The organism is Streptomyces sp. 1222.5, assembly GCF_900105245.1.
Lineage (GTDB): Bacteria > Actinomycetota > Actinomycetes > Streptomycetales > Streptomycetaceae > Streptomyces > Streptomyces albidocamelliae.
Genome location: NZ_FNSZ01000001.1, coordinates 1,568,146 through 1,586,641 on the forward strand (window position 1 = coordinate 1,568,146; position 18,496 = coordinate 1,586,641).

18 protein-coding genes and 1 tRNA gene are annotated in these 18,496 nt (G+C 71.2%); 9 read left to right on the forward strand and 10 right to left on the reverse strand.

The window, feature by feature from the left end:
- Positions 1-2: 2 nt before the first annotated feature.
- Together BLW57_RS07080 and BLW57_RS07085 are read right to left on the reverse strand one after the other, a co-directional pair.
- Positions 3-1,079: an ABC transporter permease gene (locus tag BLW57_RS07080; RefSeq protein WP_093472974.1), complete on the reverse strand. Its 1,077-nt coding sequence runs from the start codon at positions 1,077-1,079 to the stop codon at positions 3-5.
- Entirely contained in the window at positions 1,079-2,098 is a 1,020-nt protein-coding gene (locus tag BLW57_RS07085) for a sugar ABC transporter substrate-binding protein (protein ID WP_093472975.1), read from the reverse strand. Before BLW57_RS07085 ends, BLW57_RS07080 begins: the two co-directional genes overlap by 1 nt.
- 189 nt (positions 2,099-2,287) lie before the next feature.
- Here BLW57_RS07085 and BLW57_RS07090 point away from each other — a divergent pair, with 189 nt between their 5' ends.
- The 5 genes from BLW57_RS07090 to BLW57_RS07110 all read left to right on the forward strand — a co-directional run bounded on the left by BLW57_RS07090 (position 2,288) and on the right by BLW57_RS07110 (position 8,022).
- Positions 2,288-3,079 (forward strand): GntR family transcriptional regulator, encoded by a 792-nt coding sequence (locus tag BLW57_RS07090; protein ID WP_093472977.1) that lies wholly within the window; start codon positions 2,288-2,290, stop codon positions 3,077-3,079.
- A 271-nt stretch (positions 3,080-3,350) separates the two neighbouring features.
- Positions 3,351-4,664, forward strand: a complete 1,314-nt coding sequence (locus BLW57_RS07095) for an ABC transporter substrate-binding protein (protein ID WP_093472979.1) — start codon at positions 3,351-3,353, stop codon at positions 4,662-4,664.
- Between the two features lie 8 nt (positions 4,665-4,672).
- Positions 4,673-5,650, forward strand: coding sequence for a carbohydrate ABC transporter permease (locus BLW57_RS07100; RefSeq protein ID WP_093472981.1), 978 nt, complete (start codon positions 4,673-4,675; stop codon positions 5,648-5,650).
- Positions 5,647-6,534 (forward strand): carbohydrate ABC transporter permease, encoded by an 888-nt coding sequence (locus BLW57_RS07105; RefSeq protein WP_093472982.1) that lies wholly within the window; start codon positions 5,647-5,649, stop codon positions 6,532-6,534. Before BLW57_RS07100 ends, BLW57_RS07105 begins: the two co-directional genes overlap by 4 nt.
- A gap of 108 nt (positions 6,535-6,642) precedes the next feature.
- Positions 6,643-8,022, forward strand: a complete 1,380-nt coding sequence (locus tag BLW57_RS07110) for a glycoside hydrolase family 5 protein (protein WP_093472984.1) — start codon at positions 6,643-6,645, stop codon at positions 8,020-8,022.
- Between the two features lie 38 nt (positions 8,023-8,060).
- Here BLW57_RS07110 and BLW57_RS07115 read toward each other — a convergent pair whose 3' ends face one another.
- The 4 genes from BLW57_RS07115 to BLW57_RS07130 form a co-directional block, all read right to left on the reverse strand.
- A complete protein-coding gene (locus BLW57_RS07115; protein ID WP_093472986.1) occupies positions 8,061-9,533 on the reverse strand; it encodes a sialidase family protein in 1,473 nt (490 codons plus the stop codon).
- Between the two features lie 285 nt (positions 9,534-9,818).
- Positions 9,819-10,025 (reverse strand): hypothetical protein, encoded by a 207-nt coding sequence (locus tag BLW57_RS07120; protein ID WP_093472987.1) that lies wholly within the window; start codon positions 10,023-10,025, stop codon positions 9,819-9,821.
- 124 nt (positions 10,026-10,149) lie between these two features.
- Entirely contained in the window at positions 10,150-10,425 is a 276-nt protein-coding gene (locus BLW57_RS07125) for a hypothetical protein (RefSeq protein ID WP_093472988.1), read from the reverse strand.
- A gap of 247 nt (positions 10,426-10,672) precedes the next feature.
- A tRNA-Pro gene (locus tag BLW57_RS07130) sits at positions 10,673-10,749 on the reverse strand.
- Between the two features lie 116 nt (positions 10,750-10,865).
- Here BLW57_RS07130 and BLW57_RS07135 point away from each other — a divergent pair.
- Together BLW57_RS07135 and cobF are read left to right on the forward strand one after the other, a co-directional pair.
- Positions 10,866-11,384 (forward strand): DUF309 domain-containing protein, encoded by a 519-nt coding sequence (locus BLW57_RS07135; protein ID WP_093472990.1) that lies wholly within the window; start codon positions 10,866-10,868, stop codon positions 11,382-11,384.
- Between the two features lie 55 nt (positions 11,385-11,439).
- Positions 11,440-12,213: a precorrin-6A synthase (deacetylating) gene (gene cobF / locus BLW57_RS07140; RefSeq protein ID WP_176985499.1), complete on the forward strand. Its 774-nt coding sequence runs from the start codon at positions 11,440-11,442 to the stop codon at positions 12,211-12,213.
- 49 nt (positions 12,214-12,262) lie between these two features.
- On the opposite strand, the gene BLW57_RS07145 is transcribed toward cobF, so the two are convergent.
- Positions 12,263-13,009, reverse strand: coding sequence for a cobalt-precorrin-6A reductase (locus BLW57_RS07145; RefSeq protein WP_093472993.1), 747 nt, complete (start codon positions 13,007-13,009; stop codon positions 12,263-12,265).
- 61 nt (positions 13,010-13,070) lie between these two features.
- On the opposite strand from BLW57_RS07145, the gene BLW57_RS07150 reads away from it, so the two are divergent.
- A complete protein-coding gene (locus BLW57_RS07150; RefSeq protein ID WP_093472994.1) occupies positions 13,071-13,850 on the forward strand; it encodes a TIGR01458 family HAD-type hydrolase in 780 nt (259 codons plus the stop codon).
- Between the two features lie 35 nt (positions 13,851-13,885).
- Here BLW57_RS07150 and BLW57_RS07155 read toward each other — a convergent pair whose 3' ends face one another.
- The 3 genes from BLW57_RS07155 to BLW57_RS07165 form a co-directional block, all read right to left on the reverse strand.
- Complete coding sequence (locus tag BLW57_RS07155; RefSeq protein ID WP_093472996.1) at positions 13,886-14,662, reverse strand: sulfite exporter TauE/SafE family protein; 777 nt, start codon at positions 14,660-14,662, stop codon at positions 13,886-13,888.
- A 95-nt stretch (positions 14,663-14,757) separates the two neighbouring features.
- A complete protein-coding gene (locus tag BLW57_RS07160) occupies positions 14,758-16,272 on the reverse strand; it encodes a long-chain-fatty-acid--CoA ligase (protein ID WP_093472998.1) in 1,515 nt (504 codons plus the stop codon).
- Between the two features lie 71 nt (positions 16,273-16,343).
- Positions 16,344-17,531, reverse strand: coding sequence for a thiolase family protein (locus BLW57_RS07165; RefSeq protein WP_093472999.1), 1,188 nt, complete (start codon positions 17,529-17,531; stop codon positions 16,344-16,346).
- Between the two features lie 147 nt (positions 17,532-17,678).
- Between BLW57_RS07165 and BLW57_RS07170 the strand changes: the two genes are divergently transcribed.
- Entirely contained in the window at positions 17,679-18,488 is an 810-nt protein-coding gene (locus BLW57_RS07170) for an alpha/beta hydrolase (RefSeq protein WP_093473001.1), read from the forward strand.
- Positions 18,489-18,496 lie beyond the last annotated feature (8 nt).

Consider the following 18,496-nt stretch of genomic DNA (forward strand, 5'->3'; position numbering starts at 1 on the left):
GGTCACCTCCGGGTCGCCGTGCGCTGGACCCATAGATTGATCAGGACGGCGCCGAGCAGCATCACGCCGAGGAAGGCCTTGAACCAGTCCGGGTTCCAGCCGGCGTAGACGATGCCCTGCTGGACCATGCCGAACATGAAGGCGCCGAAGACCGGTCCGATCGCCGAGCCGTAGCCGCCGGTGAGCAGACAGCCGCCGATGACGGCCGCGGCGATGTAGATGAGCTCCTGGCCGACGCCCTCGCCGGACTGCACGGTGTTGAAGGAGAACAGGTTGTGCATGCCGACGAACCAGGCGCCGAAGCCGACCAGCATGAACAGCGTGATCTTGGTAAACCCGACCGGGACGCCGACGGCGCGGGCGCTGTCCTTGTTGCCGCCGACGGCGAAGATCCAGTTGCCGTACTTGGTGCGCAGCAGAACCCAGCTGGCCAGGGCGGCGAAGACCAGCCACCAGACCACGGTGATCTGCACCTCCACCCCGCCGACGTCGAAGGACGACGCGAAGATCTTCTTGGCCTGGTCGAAGCCCTGCATGTCGCTGATGTCGTCGGTGGCCACGTTGCCGGTGACCGACTTGGTCACGGCGAGGTTCACGCCCTGAAGGATCAGGAAGGTGCCGAGGGTGACCAGGAAGCTGGGCAGTCCGGTCTTCACCACCATCCAGCCGTTGAAGGCGCCGACCGCGAGAGAGGCGGCCAGGGCGACGATCACACCGGTCCACACGTTCAGGGTCAGCTGGTAACTGAGCATGCTCGCGGTGAGCGCCGAGGTGATCACCGCGACACCGGCCGACAGGTCGAACTCGCCGCCGATCATCAGCAGGGCCACGGGCAGGGCCATGATCCCGATGGTCGAGGACTGGTAGAGGATCGTGGCCATCGAGCTGCCCTGGCGGACCGAGGGCGCGACGATCAGGAAGAAGACCAGGACCGCGGCGGCGCCGAGGAAGACGCCCACCTCCGGCCGGGCCAGCAGCCGGAGCACCAGGGGGCGCCGGGTCGTACGGCCGTCACTCTGCTCGGGGCCGGGCGCCGGCGGTGTCCCCACCGCCGGCTCGGCGTGCTGGGCCATGCTCATCACCTGGTGCCCTTCGCGGCGAACTCGGAGACCTTGTCGACGTTGGACTTGTCGACGAAGGCCGGGCCGGTCAGCACCGGCTGCTCGCCGCCGCCGCTGTAGTTGCCGTTGTTCTTGTAGAGCCACAGGGAGTCGACCGCCAAATAGCCCTGGAGGTAGGGCTGCTGGTCGACCGCGAACTCGATGGTTCCCTTCTGTACGGCCTTGACCAGGTCTTTGTTGAGGTCGAACGTGGCGACCTTCGCCTTGCTGCCCGCGTCGCCCACCGACTGCACCGCGGTGAGGGCGAACGGCGCGCCGAGTGCGACGACGGTGTCGATGGACTTGTCCTGCTTGAGCTTCGCCGTGATGGTCGACTTCACGGACGGCATGTCGGTGCCGTTCACGTACAGGGTCTCAGTGGTGCCCTTGAACGTCTTCTTCACGCCGTCGCAGCGCTGGGTGAGACCGACGTTGCCCTGCTCCTGGATCACGCACACGATCTTCTTGGCGCCGGTGGTGTTGAGCTTGTTGCCGACCGCCTCGCCCGACACGCTCTCGTCCTGCCCGAAGAACTCCAGCAGGCCCAGCTTCTTCCAGTCGCTCAGACCGGAGTTCAGTCCGACGACCGGTATGCCGGCCTGCCGTGCCTTGCCGATCACGTTCTTCATGGCGTCCGGCTTGGCCAGGGTGACCGCGATGCCGTCGACCTTCTGGTCGACGGCGTTCTGCACCAGGTTGGCCTGGGTGCCCGCGTTCGGGTCGGCGGAGTAGACCAGCTTGACGTTGTCCTTGGCCGCCGCGGCCTCCGCGCCCTTGCGGACGGTGTCCCAGAAGGTGTCGCCGGGTGCCTGGTGGGTGACCAGCGCGACGGTCATCCGGGGGGTGTCGGCCTTGCCCGCGGAGGCGTTCGCCGCTCCTTCCTCGGCCTTCTTGCCGCCGGAGCTGCTGGAGCAGCCGGCGAGGGTGAGGGCTGCCGCGGCGGCCACAGCCACAACGGGGGCCAGCCTGCGGGAGCGGGAGCGAGAAGAGCGGTCCATCTGTCCTTGCACCTCACTGTGCGTCGGGGGAGGGACGCCTGCGCTTGGGCACGCTGTGCGTTGGGACGGGATCCAAGTCCCTGACGGGCCCGCTGTCAATACTTTGTTAAGACATCATTTCACAAGCAGGTCCGAATGTAAGTACAAATGATTGACATCGTCGCCCGCCGGCCCCTACACCTGAGAGGCATGAGCCCAGTACACCGCACCCCGCAACGAACGGCATCGGGTGATCGCGCTCTCTCCTCGCTCCCCCTCACCCTGGACCGCACGAGCCCCGTACCGCTGTACCACCAGCTCGCCCGGCAGCTGGAGTCGGCCATCGAGCAGGGGGCGCTGGCCCCGGGGAACCTGCTCGGCAACGAGGTGGACCTGTCGGTGCGGCTCGGGCTGTCCCGGCCCACCGTGCGCCAGGCGATCCGGTCCCTGGTCGACAAGGGGCTGCTGGTGCGCCGCCGCGGGGTCGGCACCCAGGTGGTGCACAGCAAGGTCAGGCGTCCGCTGGAACTCAGCAGCCTCTACGACGACCTGGAGGCGGCCGGGCAGCGGCCGACCACCCGGGTGCTGCGCAACGAACGGATCCCGGCGGCCGCCGACGTGGCGGCGGCCCTCGCCGTGCCGGAGGGCGCGGAGGTGACCGTACTGGAGCGGTTGCGCCGCACCCGCGGCCGCCCGGTGGCCTTCCTGCGCAACTACCTGCCCGAGCCGCTGCTCGAACTCCCCACGGAGCGACTGGAGTCGACGGGGCTGTACCGGATGATGCGCTCGGCCGGCCTGACCCTGCACAGCGCCCGGCAGTCGGTGGGCGCCCGCGGCGCCACCGCCGGGGAGGCCGCCCTGCTGGACGAGGAGGAGGGCGCGGCCCTGCTCACCATGGAACGCACAGCCTACGACGACACCGGCCGGCCGGTCGAGTACGGCAGCCACGTCTACCGGGCGTCCCACTACGCCTTCGAGTTCCAGCTGCTGGTCAGACCCTGAATCGGAATCCCCCGCGTTCACACAGCCCCCACGGCCGCCCGTGCCGTGGGGGCCTGTTCGTTCCCGGCGCGGCGAACACGCAGGTAACGGTGACGATTACGTTTCGGGCAAGAGACTCCCCGAGGCGACCGCACCTATTGACGCATGAGCGGACATGGGGCTGTTATTACGCCCACGATGTTCGGTCGAGTTGGTTTCTGAGCGGTTTCGGCGACCTTTCGGTGATCAACTCAACCCCTTGACCGGACCCCTGCATTCCTCAGGAGCCGCCATGCGCCCCTCCCCCTCAGGTTCTTCCGTCCCGGGTCCCGGCCGCCGCGCGCTGCTGCGCGGAGCGGGTGGTGCCGCACTGCTGGCCGGTGCCGGCATACCCCTGCTGTCCGCCTGCGGAGGCAGCGGTTCGGGCTCCGACCCGAAGACCGTCACCGTGGGCTCCAACGCCTCCGACGCGGTGCCGAAGAAGGCCTTCGAGAGTGTCTACGCGGCCTTCAAGAAGCAGTCCGGCCTCACCGTCGACGTCAACACGAAGGACCACAACACCTTCCAGGAGCAGATCAACTCGTATCTGCAGGGCACGCCGGACGACGTGTTCAACTGGTTCGCCGGCTACCGCATGCAGTTCTTCGCGGCGAAGAAACTGGCCACGCCCATCGACGACGTCTGGGCGAAGATCGGGGACAACTTCCCCGAGGCGATGAAGAAGCTCAGCAAGGGCGAGGACGGCAAGTACTACTTCGTGCCGATGACGACGTACCCGTGGGCGGTCTTCTACCGCAAGAGCGTCTTCGAGCAGCACGGCTACGAAGTCCCCGCCACCTGGGACGACTTCGTCGCCCTGCTGAAGCGGATGAAGAAGGACGGCCTGGTCCCGCTGGCCTTCGGCGACAAGGACGCCTGGCCGGCGATGGGCACCTTCGACCAGATCAACTTCCGCCTGAACGGCTACGACTTCCACGTCCAGCTGATGGCCGGGAAGGCCTCCTGGACCGACGCCAAGGTCAAGGCCGTCTTCGACCACTGGACCGAGATCCTCCCCTACCACCAGGACGGCTTCATGGGCCGCACCTGGCAGGACGCCGCGCAGACGCTGGTCGCGAAGAAGGCCGGCATGTACGTCCTCGGCTCGTTCGTGGCGCAGCAGTTCACCGACAAGGCCGCCCTGGACGACCTCGACTTCTTCCCCTTCCCGGAGCTGAACTCCGCGCACGGCCAGGACACGGTCGAGGCGCCGACCGACGGCTTCATGGTCAGCAAGTCCCCGAAGAACCACGCGGGCGTGGTGAAGCTGCTGGAGTACCTCGGCTCCCCGGCGGCCGAGGAGATCTACCTGAAGACCGACCCGAGCGTGGTCGCCGCCTCCAGCAAGGCCGACACCTCGTCGTACTCGGCGCTCCAGAAGAAGGCGTTCGAGATGATCGGCGGCGCCAAGAGCCTCACCCAGTTCATGGACCGCGACAGCCGCCCCGACTTCACCTCCACCGTGATGCAGCCCGGCCTGCAGAAGTTCCTGCAGAACCCCAAGGGCGTGGACAGCCTGCTGTCCTCCATCGAGCGCCAGAAGAAGACGATCTTCGCCTCCTCATGAGCAGCCCCATGACGACCGACACGACGACGAAGAGCCCGGAGGCGGCGCCGCCGCCTCCGGGCACCGCGCCTGCGAAGAAGCGGGGCACGAACGGCCACCAGCGCCTGCTGACCCGCCGTGACCGCATCACGCTCGCCGTGATGGCGGGCGTGCCCACCCTCCTGCACGTGGCCCTCGTATGGGTCACCGCGATCGCCTCGATCTTCCTCGCCTTCACCACCTGGGACGGCATCGGGTTCGACTCGATCAAGTGGGTGGGCCTGGACAACTTCCACCAACTCTTCAGCGACAACCCGCAGTTCTGGCCTGCGGTCCAGCACAACGTCATCTGGTTCGTGGCCCTCATCCTGGTCCCGACGCCGTTCGGCCTGTTCCTGGCGGTGCAGCTGGACAAGCGGATCCGCTTCAGCCGGGTCTACCAGACCGCGTTCTTCCTGCCGGTCGTCATCTCCATGGCCTGCATCGGGTTCGTCTGGCAGCTCGTCTACAACCCGGACACGGGCCTGATCAACAGCATCATCGGCGCCAACAAGCCCGGCGACTACATCGACTGGATCGGCGATCCGAAGCTCAACCTGTGGGCGGTCCTGATCGCCGCGTCCTGGCGGCACACCGGCTACATGATGATCCTCTACCTGGCCGGCCTGAAGAGCGTGGACCCGTCGTTGCGCGAGGCCTCCGCGCTGGACGGCGCCAACGAGTGGCAGACGTTCAGGAGCGTCATCTTCCCCACCCTGCGGCCGACCAACACCGTCGTCCTCGTCGTCACCATCATCGAGGCGCTACGCGCCTTCGACCTGGTCTTCGTCTTCAACAAGGGCGCCCAGGGCACCGAGTTGCTGTCGATCCTGGTCACCAACAACATCATCGGCGAGTCCAGCCGCATCGGTTACGGCTCCGCCATCGCCGTCGTCCTGCTGGTGATCTCGCTCGCGGTGATCGTCCCCTATCTGATCGCCACCTTCCGGAAGGAGCGGCGGGCATGAGCAGCACCACCGCCCCGTCGAAGCGGCGCGCCCCGATCCGCCCGGCCCGCGTCCTGCTGCACGTCTTCCTCGCGGGCACCGCCCTCGCCTGGCTCGCGCCCCTGCTGTGGGCGGTCTTCTCCGCGCTGCGCCCGTACAGCGAGACCAGCGCGAAGGGCTACGTCTCCTGGCCGGACACGCTGAACTTCGACAACTTCACCAACGCGTTCGAGCAGTCGGACATGACGCACTACTTCGGCAACACGCTGATCATCGCGATCCCGGCCGTGCTGCTGACCCTCTTCCTGTCCTCCTGCGTCGCCTTCTACGTCAGCCGTTTCGACTTCCGGGTCAACCTGGCGCTGCTGCTGGTCTTCACGGCCGGCAACCTGCTCCCGCAGCAGGTCATCATCACCCCGCTGTACCGGCTGTACCTGCTCACCGATCTGCCGGGGGTCACGGCGAGCGGCAAGCTGTACGACTCCGCCCTCGGCCTGGTCCTCATCCATGTGGCGTTCCAGTCCGGGTTCTGCGCGTTCGTGCTGAGCAACTACATGCGCTCGCTGCCGCACGAGCTGACCGAGGCCGCGCTGGTCGACGGCGCCTCGGTGTGGCGGCTGTACTGGCAGATCACCCTGCCGCTGTGCAAGCCGGCGATGGCGGCCCTCGGGACCCTGCTGTCGATCTGGATCTACAACGACTTCTTCTGGGCGCTGGTGCTGATCTCGACCGGTGAGAACATGCCGATCACCTCGGCCCTGAACAACCTCTCCGGCCAGTACTTCACCGACCCCAACCTGGTCGCCGCCGGTGCCCTGCTGACCGCGATCCCGACGCTGGTCGTCTACTTCGTGCTCCAGCGCCAGTTCGTCAGCGGCCTGACCCTGGGCTCCAACAAGGGCTGAGCCGCCGAACGCTCACCGAGAACCTTCCGGTGCACGGGACTTGAAGAGTGCGGCGGTGGCTGGTGGGATGCGCGGCACGAACGGACACCGCCGGACCGGAGGTTCACCGTGCTGCGAGCGTCACTGACGGCCGCCGCGGTCGTCGCCGCGCTGCTCGTCCCCGCCACCGCCCACGCCTCACCGGAGACCGGGGAGGCCGGTCCGGGCATCCCCCCGCTCACCGACCGGCAGGGGCGGGTCCTCACCCTGCACGGCTGGAACATCGAGGACAAGACGCACCGGGGTGAGGAGGCCCTGACCGGCATCACCGAGCGCCATCTGCGCGACATGCGGGCCGAGGGCTTCGACTTCGCCCGGCTGTTGGTCTTCTGGGACGACCTGGAGCCGAGGCCCGGACAGTACAGCGAGAGCTACCTGCGCAGGATCGGCCGCATCCTGGACTGGGCCGACCGGTACGGCGTGAAGGTCGTGATCGACGCCCACCAGGACGTCTTCGGTCCCGCCTTCGGCCACCGCGGCATACCGGAGTGGGCGACCCGGACCGACGGACTGCCGTTCACCGCACATCCGGACGACTGGTTCGCCGAGTACTTCGAGCCCGCCGTGCAGCGCGCCTTCACCCATCTCTACGAGGACCGGGACCTGCGCACCGCCCAGGTACGGATCTGGCGCGTCCTCGCCACCCGATTCGCCCGCCATCCGGCCGTCCTCGGCTACGACCTGATCAACGAGCCGATGGGCGAGGCGCGTCCGGGCGAGGACCTGGCGACGGCGGCCCGCCGCGTCGAACGCGAACAGCTGACCCCCATGTACAACCGCCTCGCCGACGCGGTGCGTTCGGCCGACCGGGACGCCTGGGTGTTCGTCGAGCCCACCCCGATCGTGGGCGAGGGCGTACCGACCGGCCTCGGCCGCGTCCACGACCCGCGCGTCGTGTACGCGCCGCACTTCTACGACTCCGCCATGGAGGCGGGCTCCGACTACGACCCCGGCGCCGGCTGGATCAAGGCGTACGAGCGGGCCGTCACCGCGTACCCGCAGCGGTACCGGGTGCCGGTCGTCGTCGGTGAATGGGGGCCGCCCGACAGCGCCCTGCCGCACATGAACCGCTTCTACCGGGACGCCATGGCCTCCCTGAGCCGCTACGCCTCCGGCTGGGCGGGCTACGTGTGGTGCTACGGCGGCGGATACTGCGCGGTCGACGACGCAGGTTCCTTCCGCCCCAACAAGGAGCTGACCGCGGAGCCGTACGCGGAGAGCGTCGCGGGCACGGACGTCTCCGCCTCGTACGACGCCGGACGGGGTGTGTACCGGCTGTCGTACCGCGCGGCTCCGCGCGGCTCGCGGGTGTCCGAGCTGTCCGTGCCGCCGGGCACCTGGCGGATCAGGGCCGGCGGCCGTGCGACCGTCGTACGCGGACCGGACGGACGGGCCCGGGTGCTGGCCGCTCCCGGCAGCCGGGTGACGGTCACCGTCGAGCGCGGCTGACGCGGGGCGGCACACGGACTGCTCGGCCTCCGGGACCGTCACCCGGTGCGGAAAGTGCCGGAGTACACGTCCGTACGGTTCCGCGGTGTGCCGGAGTGGGTCTCGGTGAGCACCGCCCGCACCCCCTTGCCGTCCGCCACCAGGCCCTGGTAGTCGCCGAGGAAGTAGCCCCCGGAGAACGGCGCCTGCAGCCAGTCGAAGACCCGCGAGATCCGTCGTTCGGTCCTGCGCCTCGGGTCTCCGTGCGGCAGGGTGGCCAGCTGGTAGGCGGTGGGCAGGGTGCTGGTGTCGCCCGGCCCGAGGAAGCGCAGGTCGTAGTAGGTCAGCGCGACCGTGCCCCGCTGGTCGACCGCGATCGACGGTGAGAACGCCGGCACCTCCCGCGGGCTGATCAGCTCGGGACTGCCCCAGGTGCGTCCGCCGTCGGTGGAGCGCACCAGCTGGACGGAGTCGAACCTGCCGCCGGAGAAGTCCGAGCCCTCGTAGGCCATGTACAGCGTGCCCGTCCTGGGGTCGACCGCCGGGCTGGGCAGGGTCGCCGCGGCGCGCAGCGGCTTGGTGGGGTCGTTGGGGTCGACCTCCGGTACGGAGGTGTCCCGGGCCACGGTGACCGGGGCGCTCCAGGTCTCTCCGGCGTCCGTCGAGGTGACCACCGCGTAGTGGGCTTCGACGACGGTGCTCAGGTCGTCGGCGAGGGTGATCCGGTCGAAGAAGTCGTACAGGGTGCCGGTGCGCCGGTCGACGACGATCAGATGGCCGATGGTCTGGGTGTTGGGCACGGCGCCGGTGTCGACGAACCGCCGGGCCGCGCTCCAGGTGCGGCCGCCGTCGCGGGTGACGGAGAGGTAGCCCGGCCCGTCGAGGGAGCTGGGGCCGGGCGGGTCGTTGTCGAGGCGGTCCCAGACCTGGTAGGCCGTGCCCTTGCGGATCGGGTCGGCGGTGACCGAGGGCTTGTCGTTGAAGAACGGCTGCTCGTCGACGTGGGTGGTGGTGAGGTTGCGCCAGGTGCGGCCCCCGTCGCGGGACGTGGCGGCCAGGAGGGCGCTGCGGGTGCTCCTCGTGAAGTCGAAGCCCTCTCCGCCGGCGTAGACGGTGCCGTCCGGTCCGGTGCTCACCCAGGGGTCGGTGGCCCGTTCGTAGTCCGCGCCGCCGGGGGCGCACAGGCTGAACGGCAGCGTGCTCCGGTGGAAGGTGCGGCCGTCCGTGGTCCAGGACGCCGCCAGGCCGCGGGCGCCGCCGTCGTTCCAGCGGTCCTGCTGGAACACGGTGACCACGCGCTTCGTGTCGCGCGGATCGACGGACAGGTACGGCTCGACCTCTGTGCCCGGGTACACGACGCTGTCGGGGTCCCTCGCGCCGATGGTGCAGCGCGCGTACGGGTCGCCCTGGGCCACCCTGACCAGAGGGGTGCCGCCGGCGTTCTGGTCCGCCGCGGCGGGGGGAGCGCCGGTGACGGTGACGAGCAGGAGCGCGGCGGTGGTGACGGCGGTGAGGGGCGCGAAGACGCGCATGCAGGATCTCCTCCGGGCCGGCGGGGGTGCGGGGCCGCCGTCGTCGGGGCGGCCGAGGGCGCGGAGGTGTACCGGAACTCAGGAGTGGGACGACTCCGCTCGATCCTTCTCGGCGCCGGGGCCGAAGTCCTTGATGGGCCGAACGGCGGAGTCCTCCCCAGGAGGCGTCGACGAGCACGGCGGAGCCGACCGGCGGGTACCGCCGGTCGGCGTCGACGAGCACGGCGGAGCCGACCGGCGGGTACCGCCGGTCGGCTCCTTGGTCGTGCGACTTCTACGGGAAGATCACGTGATCGACTGCGTGGTCCCGTCGGGCAGCGCGCAGACGTAGCCGGCGTAGGGGCGTGCCGTGACCTGTCCGCCGGCGGCCGTGCACTCGTCCCTGGTCATGTTCGGAGACGAGGCGGCCGCGGCACCGACCGCGCCGACCGCGCTGATGCCGGCAAGGGTGGCCGCGGCCAGGGCGAGGCCCAGGATCCTTCGCATGCGCATGACTTCTCCTCCTCTCGGGCGCCGTCGTTCGGCCTCCGGGAAGGAGAAGTCTCAGGACGAGGGCGCCCTCCGAATCAGCATGGGCGCTGCGCGTGAGGCCCGCGAGCGGACCTCGCGCGGGCCTCTACCGGGGTTCGTGGGCCGCCGCCCGGCAGGCACCGTTCGCAGCGCCGCCTGCCACCCCGGCCCCGGTCAACCCGGTCACACAGCCCTGCAAGTCTCCGACCACGCCACGGCCGCAGGCCGCGGTGACGGAGTCGGAGGCGGCGGCACCGGCCTGCGTGGCCATCTGCGTGCAGGCGGGGATGTCCGCGCGGGCCGCGGGGGCGGTGAGGACCGCGCCGCCGAGGGTGAGGGCCAGTGCGGCGAGGACACCGGCCGTACGGGTCGGGCTGCGCATGGGCAACCACCTGCTCTCCAGGCGTCGTTGGTCGCGCCCTCTCCGGCCGGAGACGATGACTCCGGACCGGACGGGGACGCACCCGGACCTCTGCTCGCGGCCCCTCACTCCAGCGTCGCACCCTCTCCCCCGCCCGTCCTGGGCAGCCGGGGCCGACGCACCGCCACGGCTGCGACCGCCACGGGCCGGACGCACGGAAGGCCGTCCTCCCCTGTGTGAGAGAACGGCCTCCGACCTGCGAAAAGCATGGTCGGGACGACAGGATTTGAACCTGCGACCCCTTGACCCCCAGTCAAGTGCGCTACCAAGCTGCGCCACGTCCCGATGCGCTCACTCGCGGTGACCCGCGTGATCGCGCGAACAGAACTTTACCCCACGTCCGGGGGTGCGCCGAAGAGGGCCTCGCGGGACGTGGCGGGGCGCAGGGGGACAATCGGCGTATGACCAGTGAGGGCGGTGCTCGGGCCAGGGACCGGGACGTGGACGGGAGGGCCCGCAACGCGCGGCCCCGGGACGGGCTTGGCCGGCCGCTGCCCCACGGCGCCGAGGGCGTGGCCCGGCAGCCGGAGGGTGTCGTACGGGCGCCGTCGGAGACGGTCGCGGAGGCGCAGACGCTGCTGGACGCGGGCAGGCCGTTCCACGCGCACGAGGTGTTCGAGGACGCCTGGAAGTCGGGCCCGGAGGACGAGCGGACCCTGTGGCGCGGGCTGGCCCAGCTGGCGGTGGGGCTCACGCACGCGGCACGGGGGAACACCGTCGGCGGGGCGCGCCTGCTGCGGCGGGGCGCGGGCGCGGTCGAGGAGTGGGAGTCGCAGCGGGGCGAGGACCGGCCGTACGGGCTGGATCTCGCCGGGCTCGCCCGCTGGGCGCGGGAGCTGGCCGGACGCGTGGCGGAGGGGGCCGGGCCGGTGGACGCCCGCGACGAGGCGCCCCGGCTCGGGTGGCGAGAGCCCCGATGACGGTGCCCGCCGAGGCGGTGGACGGCTCGTCATGGGCATGCGGCAGACTCGGGGCGTGCGAAAGATTCATGTCATCGGTATCGGCGCGGGCGACCCCGACCAGCTGACCCTGCAGGCGGTCAAGGCGCTGCGGAGCACGGACGTGTTCTTCCTGCTGGACAAGGGCGAGGTGAAGAACGACCTGACCCAGCTCCGCCGGGACATCCTCGACGCACATCTGCCCGAGGGGTCGTACCGCCTGGTGGAGGCCCGGGATCCGGAGCGGGACCGGAAGGCGGGCGGAGCGGCGTACTCGCCCGCCGTGGAGGACTGGCGCAGTGCGCGCGCCGGGATCTACGAGCGGCTGATCGGCGAGGAGCTGGGCGAGGACGGCACCGGCGCGTTCCTGGTGTGGGGGGATCCCGCGCTGTACGACAGCACGCTGGGGATTCTCCAGGAAGTGCTGGCGGCCGGCCGGGTGGCGTTCGAGTACGAGGTGGTGCCCGGCATCAGCAGCGTCTCCTCGCTGGTGGCGCGGCACCGCACGGGCCTGAACCGGGTGGCCCGGCCGGTGCAGATCACCACCGGGCGGCGGCTGTCCGAGGGCTTCCCGCCGGGGGTGGACGACGTGGTCGTGATGCTGGACGCCCACCAGGTGTTCCGGCGGTACGCCGACGAGGACATGGACATCTACTGGGGGGCCTACATCGGCACCCCGGACGAGATCCTCGTCTCCGGCCCGATCGCCGAGGCCGGCCCCCGCATCGAGCGGCTGCGTGCCGAGGCCCGCGAACGCAAGGGCTGGATCATGGACACGTATCTGCTCCGCAGGAACAGCACGGAGGACTGACCGCGTCGCGCCCGACGGGACCGCACCGCGCTCCCCCCGGGCCCGGTGGTCATCCCGGGGTGAGCCCCAGCGCCGTCAGGGTGGCCGGGACGTCGGGTGCCGTGCGTACTCCGGGGGGCAGGGCGGGACGGCGTACGACGAGGACGGGCAGGCGGAGGTCCCGGGCCGCCGTCAGTTTCGCGGACGTCGCCTCGCCTCCGCTGTCCTTCGTGACCAGGACGTCGATCCGGTGGGCGCGGAGCAGTTCCGTCTCGTCGGCCACCGTGAACGGGCCGCGGGCCAGGATCACTTCGGCGTCCGGGGGCAGCGGCGGTTCGGGCGGGTCGACCGACCGGACGACGAAGTGCCGGTCCGTCAGACCGGCGAAGGCCGCGAGGCCCAGGCGTCCGGTGCTGAGGAACACCCGGCGGCCGAAGCGGGGCAGCGCCCGGGCGGCCGCGTCGAGGGAGGGGACGGAGGTCCAGTCGTCTCCGGGGCCGGCACGCCAGCCGGGGCGGCGCAGAACGACCGCGGGGACCCCGGTGGCCGCCGCCGCGCGGGCCGCGTTGGCCGTGATCGTCCCGGCGAACGGATGGGTGGCGTCCACCAGGGCGTCCACCCGGTGTGCGCGCAGCCAGTCGGCGAGGCCGTCCGCGCCGCCGAAGCCGCCGGTCCGGACATCGCCCGCCAGCGCGCCCGGCCGGGCGACGCGGCCGGCCAGCGAGGTGGTGACCCGGACGCCGGGGCGGGCGGCGAGTTCGGCGGCGAGACGGCGGGCCTCGGTGGTGCCGCCGAGGATCAGGACGTGCGGGGGCATGGGGGTGAGCGTACCGAGGTCGTTCGGCGCGATCCGCCGCCCGGGTCGCTACGGTCGGGCCATGGAATCCGTGCGTGCCGTACTGATCGACATCGACGGTGTCCTCACCGTCTCGTGGCAGCCGCTGCCGGGCGCGGTGGAGGCGCTGGAGCGGATCCGCGCGGCCGGTCTCGACGTGGCCCTGGTGACCAACACGACCTCACGCACGCGGGCGTCGATCGCCGAGGCCCTCTCGGCGGCCGGTTTCGCGGTGGACGCCGACGACGTCCTCACCGCGCCCGCCGCCACGGCCGCGTACCTCGCCGAGCACTTTCCCGGCGCCCGTTGCACGCTGCTCAACAGCGGGGACATCGGGGAGGACCTGGGGGACATCACGGTGGTCGACGACCGTCCCGACGTGGTCGTCCTCGGCGGTGCCGGACCGGAGTTCGACTACGCTGCGCTGAACCGTGCCTTCGGCCATCTCCAGCAGGGTGCCGAGCTGATCGCCATGCACCGCAATCTGTACTGGCGGACCGACGCCGGGCTGCAACTGGACTCGGGGGCCTTCCTGGTGGGGCTGGAGAAGGCCGCGCGGGTGGAGGCGGCGATCACGGGCAAGCCGTCGCGGGCGTTCTTCGAGGCGGCGCTGGCCCGGGTGGGCAGGAGTGCCGCGGACGCGCTGATGGTGGGCGACGACATCGAGTCGGACGTGCTCGCGGCGCAGCGGGCCGGGCTCACGGGGGTGCTGGTGCGGACCGGCAAGTACCAGCGGGAGACGCACGAGCGGGCGAGCGGCACCCCGGACCACGTGGTGGACTCCTTCGCGGACCTGCCGGCGCTGCTGGGGCTGACACCGTGACGTCCCGAGTCGAGCCGACGCCGTGAACCCGTGTCTCAGCGGAGGAGCAGTTGTACTCCGCCCACGACGGTCGCCGCGATCACGAGTTGTTCGAAGAGTCGTTGGTTGATCCTGTTCACAGCCCATTTGCCGAACAGAGCTCCGGGCACGACGAACACCGCGAGCGCGGCGTCGAGGAGCAGCGAGCGTCCGTCGATGAGACCCAGGCCCGCACTGAACGGCACCTTCGACACGTTCACGATGAGGAAGAAGAACGCCGAGGTTCCCAGGAAGCCCAGCTTCCGGAAACCGGCGGACAACAGGTACATCGACATCACCGGGCCGCCCGCGTTGGCGACCATCGTGGTGAACCCGCCGAGCACGCCGTAGGAGCGGGCCTTCATCCGGCCCGCCCGGGTGGTGACCTCGTCCGGCGCGTCCGCGGTCGCCTCCTCGCGGCGCCGGCGCCACAGGGTGACGCCGGCCATCAGCAGCAGGATCGCGCCGATCGAGGTCCGGACGATCCCGTCGCCGGCCCACACCAGGAACAGCGTGCCGGCCACCACGCCCGCCGCGACGGCCGGGAACAGCCGCCACAGCGTGGGCCAGTGGGCATGCCGCCGGTAGGTGAGGACGGCGAGCACGTCGCCGACGATCAGGACGGGCAGCAGCACGCCGGTGGAGGCGCGGGCGGGCAGGACGGCCGCGAAGATCGCGAGGCTGACCGTGTTGGCCCCGCTGACCGCGGTCTTGGAGAAGCCGACCAGAAGGGCCGCGAAGGCGAGGGCGGCGAACTCCCAGCAGGAGAGGTGCCAGAGCGTCATCGTGTTCATGCGGGAACCGATGTTATGTCCGGACAAGCCTCCGGCGTAAGCACTGTCTCGCCAGATGGCACCTGCCGCGGTTCCCGCCGCGCCGGCCCCGCCCGCTACGAGCGGTCCGCGTACTGTGTCCGCAGCTCCCGCTTCAGCACCTTCATGCTCGGCCCCAGCGGCATCGCGTCCGTGATCTCCACACGGCGCGGGTACTTGTGCCGGCCGAGATGCTCCTTGGACCACTCGGTGATCGCGGCCGCGTCCGGGGCGGTGCCCGGCGCGGGTACGACGACGGCGCACACCTCCTCGCCGTGCAGTTCGTCGGGCAGGCCGATGACGGCGACCTGGGCGATGCCGGGGTGGCACATCAGGACCTCCTCGACCTCCCTCGGGTACACGTTGTAGCCGCCGCGGATGATGACGTCCTTCTTGCGGTCGACGATGCGCAGGAAGCCGTCCTCGTCCTTGGTGCCGAGGTCGCCCGTGCGGAACCATCCGTCGACCACGGCCTCGGCGGTGGCCTCCGGGCGTCCGAGGTAGCCGGAGAAGACGTTGTGGCCGCGGATGACGACCTCGCCGAGTTCGCCGGCCGGCAGCAGTTCCACGCGGTCCTCGACCTCGGCGCGGGCGATCTCCACGTCGATGCCCCACAGGGGGTGCCCGATGGTGCCGGCCCGGGTGCCGAACGCGGGCTGGTTGACGGTGGCCGTCGGCGAGGTCTCCGACAGCCCGTACCCCTCGTAGACGCGCGCCCCGAACGCGGCCTCGAACCGCTCCAGTACGGCGACCGGCAGGGAGGCCCCCCCCGACACGCACACGCGCAGCTCCGGCAGCGCGGGCGCGTCGGCGGCCGCCGCGGCGAGGGCGACGAACATCGTCGGCACGCCGTGGAAGGTGTTCACGCCCTCCTTCACCATCAGCTCGATGGCACGGGCCGCGTCGAAGCGGGGCAGCAGGACGAGCGTGGCGCCCGCCCGCCAGGTGGAGTTGAGCGAGACGGTCTGGCCGAAGGCGTGGAACAGGGGCAGCGCGCCGAGGGCGACGTCGTCGGCGCGGATGTCGTTGGCGTCGAAGGCGTTGACCGTCGCGTTCATCACCAGGTTGAAGTGGCTGAGCACGGCTCCCTTGGGGACGCCGGTCGTACCGCTGGTGTAGAAGACGACCGCCGGGTCGTCGGCGGCCCGGGTGACGTACGAGGTGAGGGGCTCGGCGTCGGCCGCGAGCCTCTCGAACTCCTCGCCCAGGGTGATCACCCGGACCCCGGTGGCGGCGGCAGCGGCCCGGCCCGTCTCCGCCTGCGCCGGGTGGACGAGCAGCAGTGTGGCCCCGCTGTCCCTCAGGACGTGCTCGACCTCGCCGGCCGACAGCAGCAGGTGCACGGGGACGACGACACCGCCGGCCGCGGCGACGGCGTAGTAGGCGACGGGGAACTCGGCGGTGTTGGGCGCCATCAGGGCGACGCGGTCGCCCGGCCGTACGCCGAGGCCGGCGAGCGCGCCCGCGCCGGCGAGCGCGCGGCGCCACACCTCGGCGAAGGTGAGCCGCAGTTCGCCCTCGACGAGTGCGGTCCTGCTGGGGCGGCGCCGGGCGTTCTCGGCGAGGATGGCGGCGACGGACAGGGTTGCCATGGAGTGCTGCTCCGTTTCTTGCTGCGGCTCGTGTGACCGACCCCGGTGCGGGGCGCCCCCGTTCGGTGGAGCTAGTGCCGTTCGACCAGCACCGCGCTCCCCTGGCCCACGCCGACGCACATCGTGGCCAGCCCTCGCTCCGCGCCCGTGCGGCGCATGCGGTGGAGCAGGGTGGTCAGGATGCGGGCGCCGGAGCAGCCGAGGGGGTGACCGAGGGCGATGGCGCCCCCGGTCGGGTTCACCAGGTCCGGGTCGATGCCGAGCTGGTCGACGCAGGCGAGCGCCTGTGCGGCGAACGCCTCGTTGAACTCGGCCTCCTGGAGGTCGCCGACGGTCCAGCCGGCCCGGGCCAGCGCCTTGCGGGTGGCGGGGACCGGCCCGATGCCCATCACGTCGGGGTGGACCCCGGCGGAGGCGCCCGCGACATAGCGCCCGAGGGATTCGAGGCCGAGGTCGTTCAGGGCCTCCTCGCTGGCCAGGAGCAGTCCGGCGGCGCCGTCGTTCATCGGTGAGGCGTTGCCCGCGGTGACCGTGCCGCCCGGGCGGAAGACCGGCTTCAGGCGGGCCAGCTTCTCCAGCGAGGTGTCCTCGCGGACGCACTCGTCCTGCTCGACGACGATGCCGTCCGGGCGCTCGACGGGCAGGAGTTCGTCGTCGAAGTGGCCGTCCTTGCGTGCGGCGGCGGCCAGTCGGTGGCTGCGCAGCGCGAACTCGTCCTGCCGCTCGCGCGGGACGCCGTAGCGCCCGGCCACCTCCTCGGCGGTCTCGCCCATCGCCAGCAGGCCGTGCAGGTCCTTCATGGCGGGGTTGACCAGGCGCCAGCCGAGCCGGGTGTCGTGGGTCTCGATCCTGTGCGGCAGGGCCTCGTCGGGGCGGGGCAGCACGAAGGGCGCGCGGCTCATGGACTCCGAGCCGCCGGCGACCACGATGTCGGCCTCGCCCGCGGCGATCGTCCGCGCGGCGGTGGTGACCGCTTCGAGCCCGGAGGCGCAGAGCCGGTTGACGGTGGCGCCGGGCACGGACTCGGGCAGCCCCGCGAGCAGGGCGGCCATCCGGGCGACGTTGCGGTTGTCCTCGCCGGCCTGGTTGGCCGCGCCCCAGTAGACGTCGTCGATCCGGGCGGGGTCGAGGGCGGGGACGTCGGCCACCAGGTGGCGGATCACGGTCGCCGCGAGATCGTCGGGCCGGACGGCGGACAGGGCTCCGCGCAGCTTTCCGATGGGGGTGCGGCGGGCGGCCGCGAAGTGGACGGGACGCACGGCTGGGACTCCTGACCTACGGCGCTGTGGATCAGCTGGGACTGCGGCGGCACTGCTTAATTAGCACTGCTAGTTTTGGACTATAGACCTCCGACCGGCCCCCTGGGAAGATCTCCCGAGGCCTGCACCCCGGCAGCTGGAGGAGACATGCCCCACGTCCGCGAGCACGCCCTCGACGGCACCCGCGGCGCCGTCGCCGTACACGAGTGGCCGCACCCGGCGCCGCGCTACCTGGCACTCCTCGTGCACGGGTACGGCGAGCACGCCGGCCGGTACGACGGGCTCGCCGCGCTGCTCACCGGGCACGGGGCGGCCGTGTACGCACCCGACCACATGGGACACGGCAGATCCGCCGGCGAGCGGGTCGTGATCGAGGACTTCGAGGACGTGGTCACGGATGTGCACGCCGTCGCCGAACTGGCCCGGGCCGCGCACCCCGGGCTGCCGCTCGTGCTGGTCGGCCACTCCATGGGCGGTCTGATCGCGGCGCGCTTCGCCCAGCGGTACGGCCCCGAGCTGACCGCGCTGGTGCTGTCCGGGCCGGTGATCGGAGCCTGGGAGCTGCCGGGGCGGCTGCTCGCCCTGGACGAGATCCCGGACATTCCGATCAGTCCGGCCTCCCTCTCCCGGGACCCGGCGGTCGGCGCCGCGTACGCCGCCGATCCGCTGGTCTGGCACGGCCCGATGAAGCGGCCCACGCTGGAGGCGTTCGTGCGGACCCTGGAGACCGTCGCGAAGGGCGGGGACGTCGGCCCGCTGCCGCTGCTGTGGCTGCACGGGGACGACGACCGGCTGGTGCCGCTGCCCGGCAGCCGCGTCGGCGTGGAGCGGCTGAGCGGTGGCCTGCCCACCGAGCGGATCTTCGCGGGAGCCCGGCACGAGGTGTTCCACGAGACGAACCGGGAGCGGGTCTTCGCCGAGGTGCTGGCCTTCCTCGACCCACTGCTGCCCCGCTGATCAGCGCC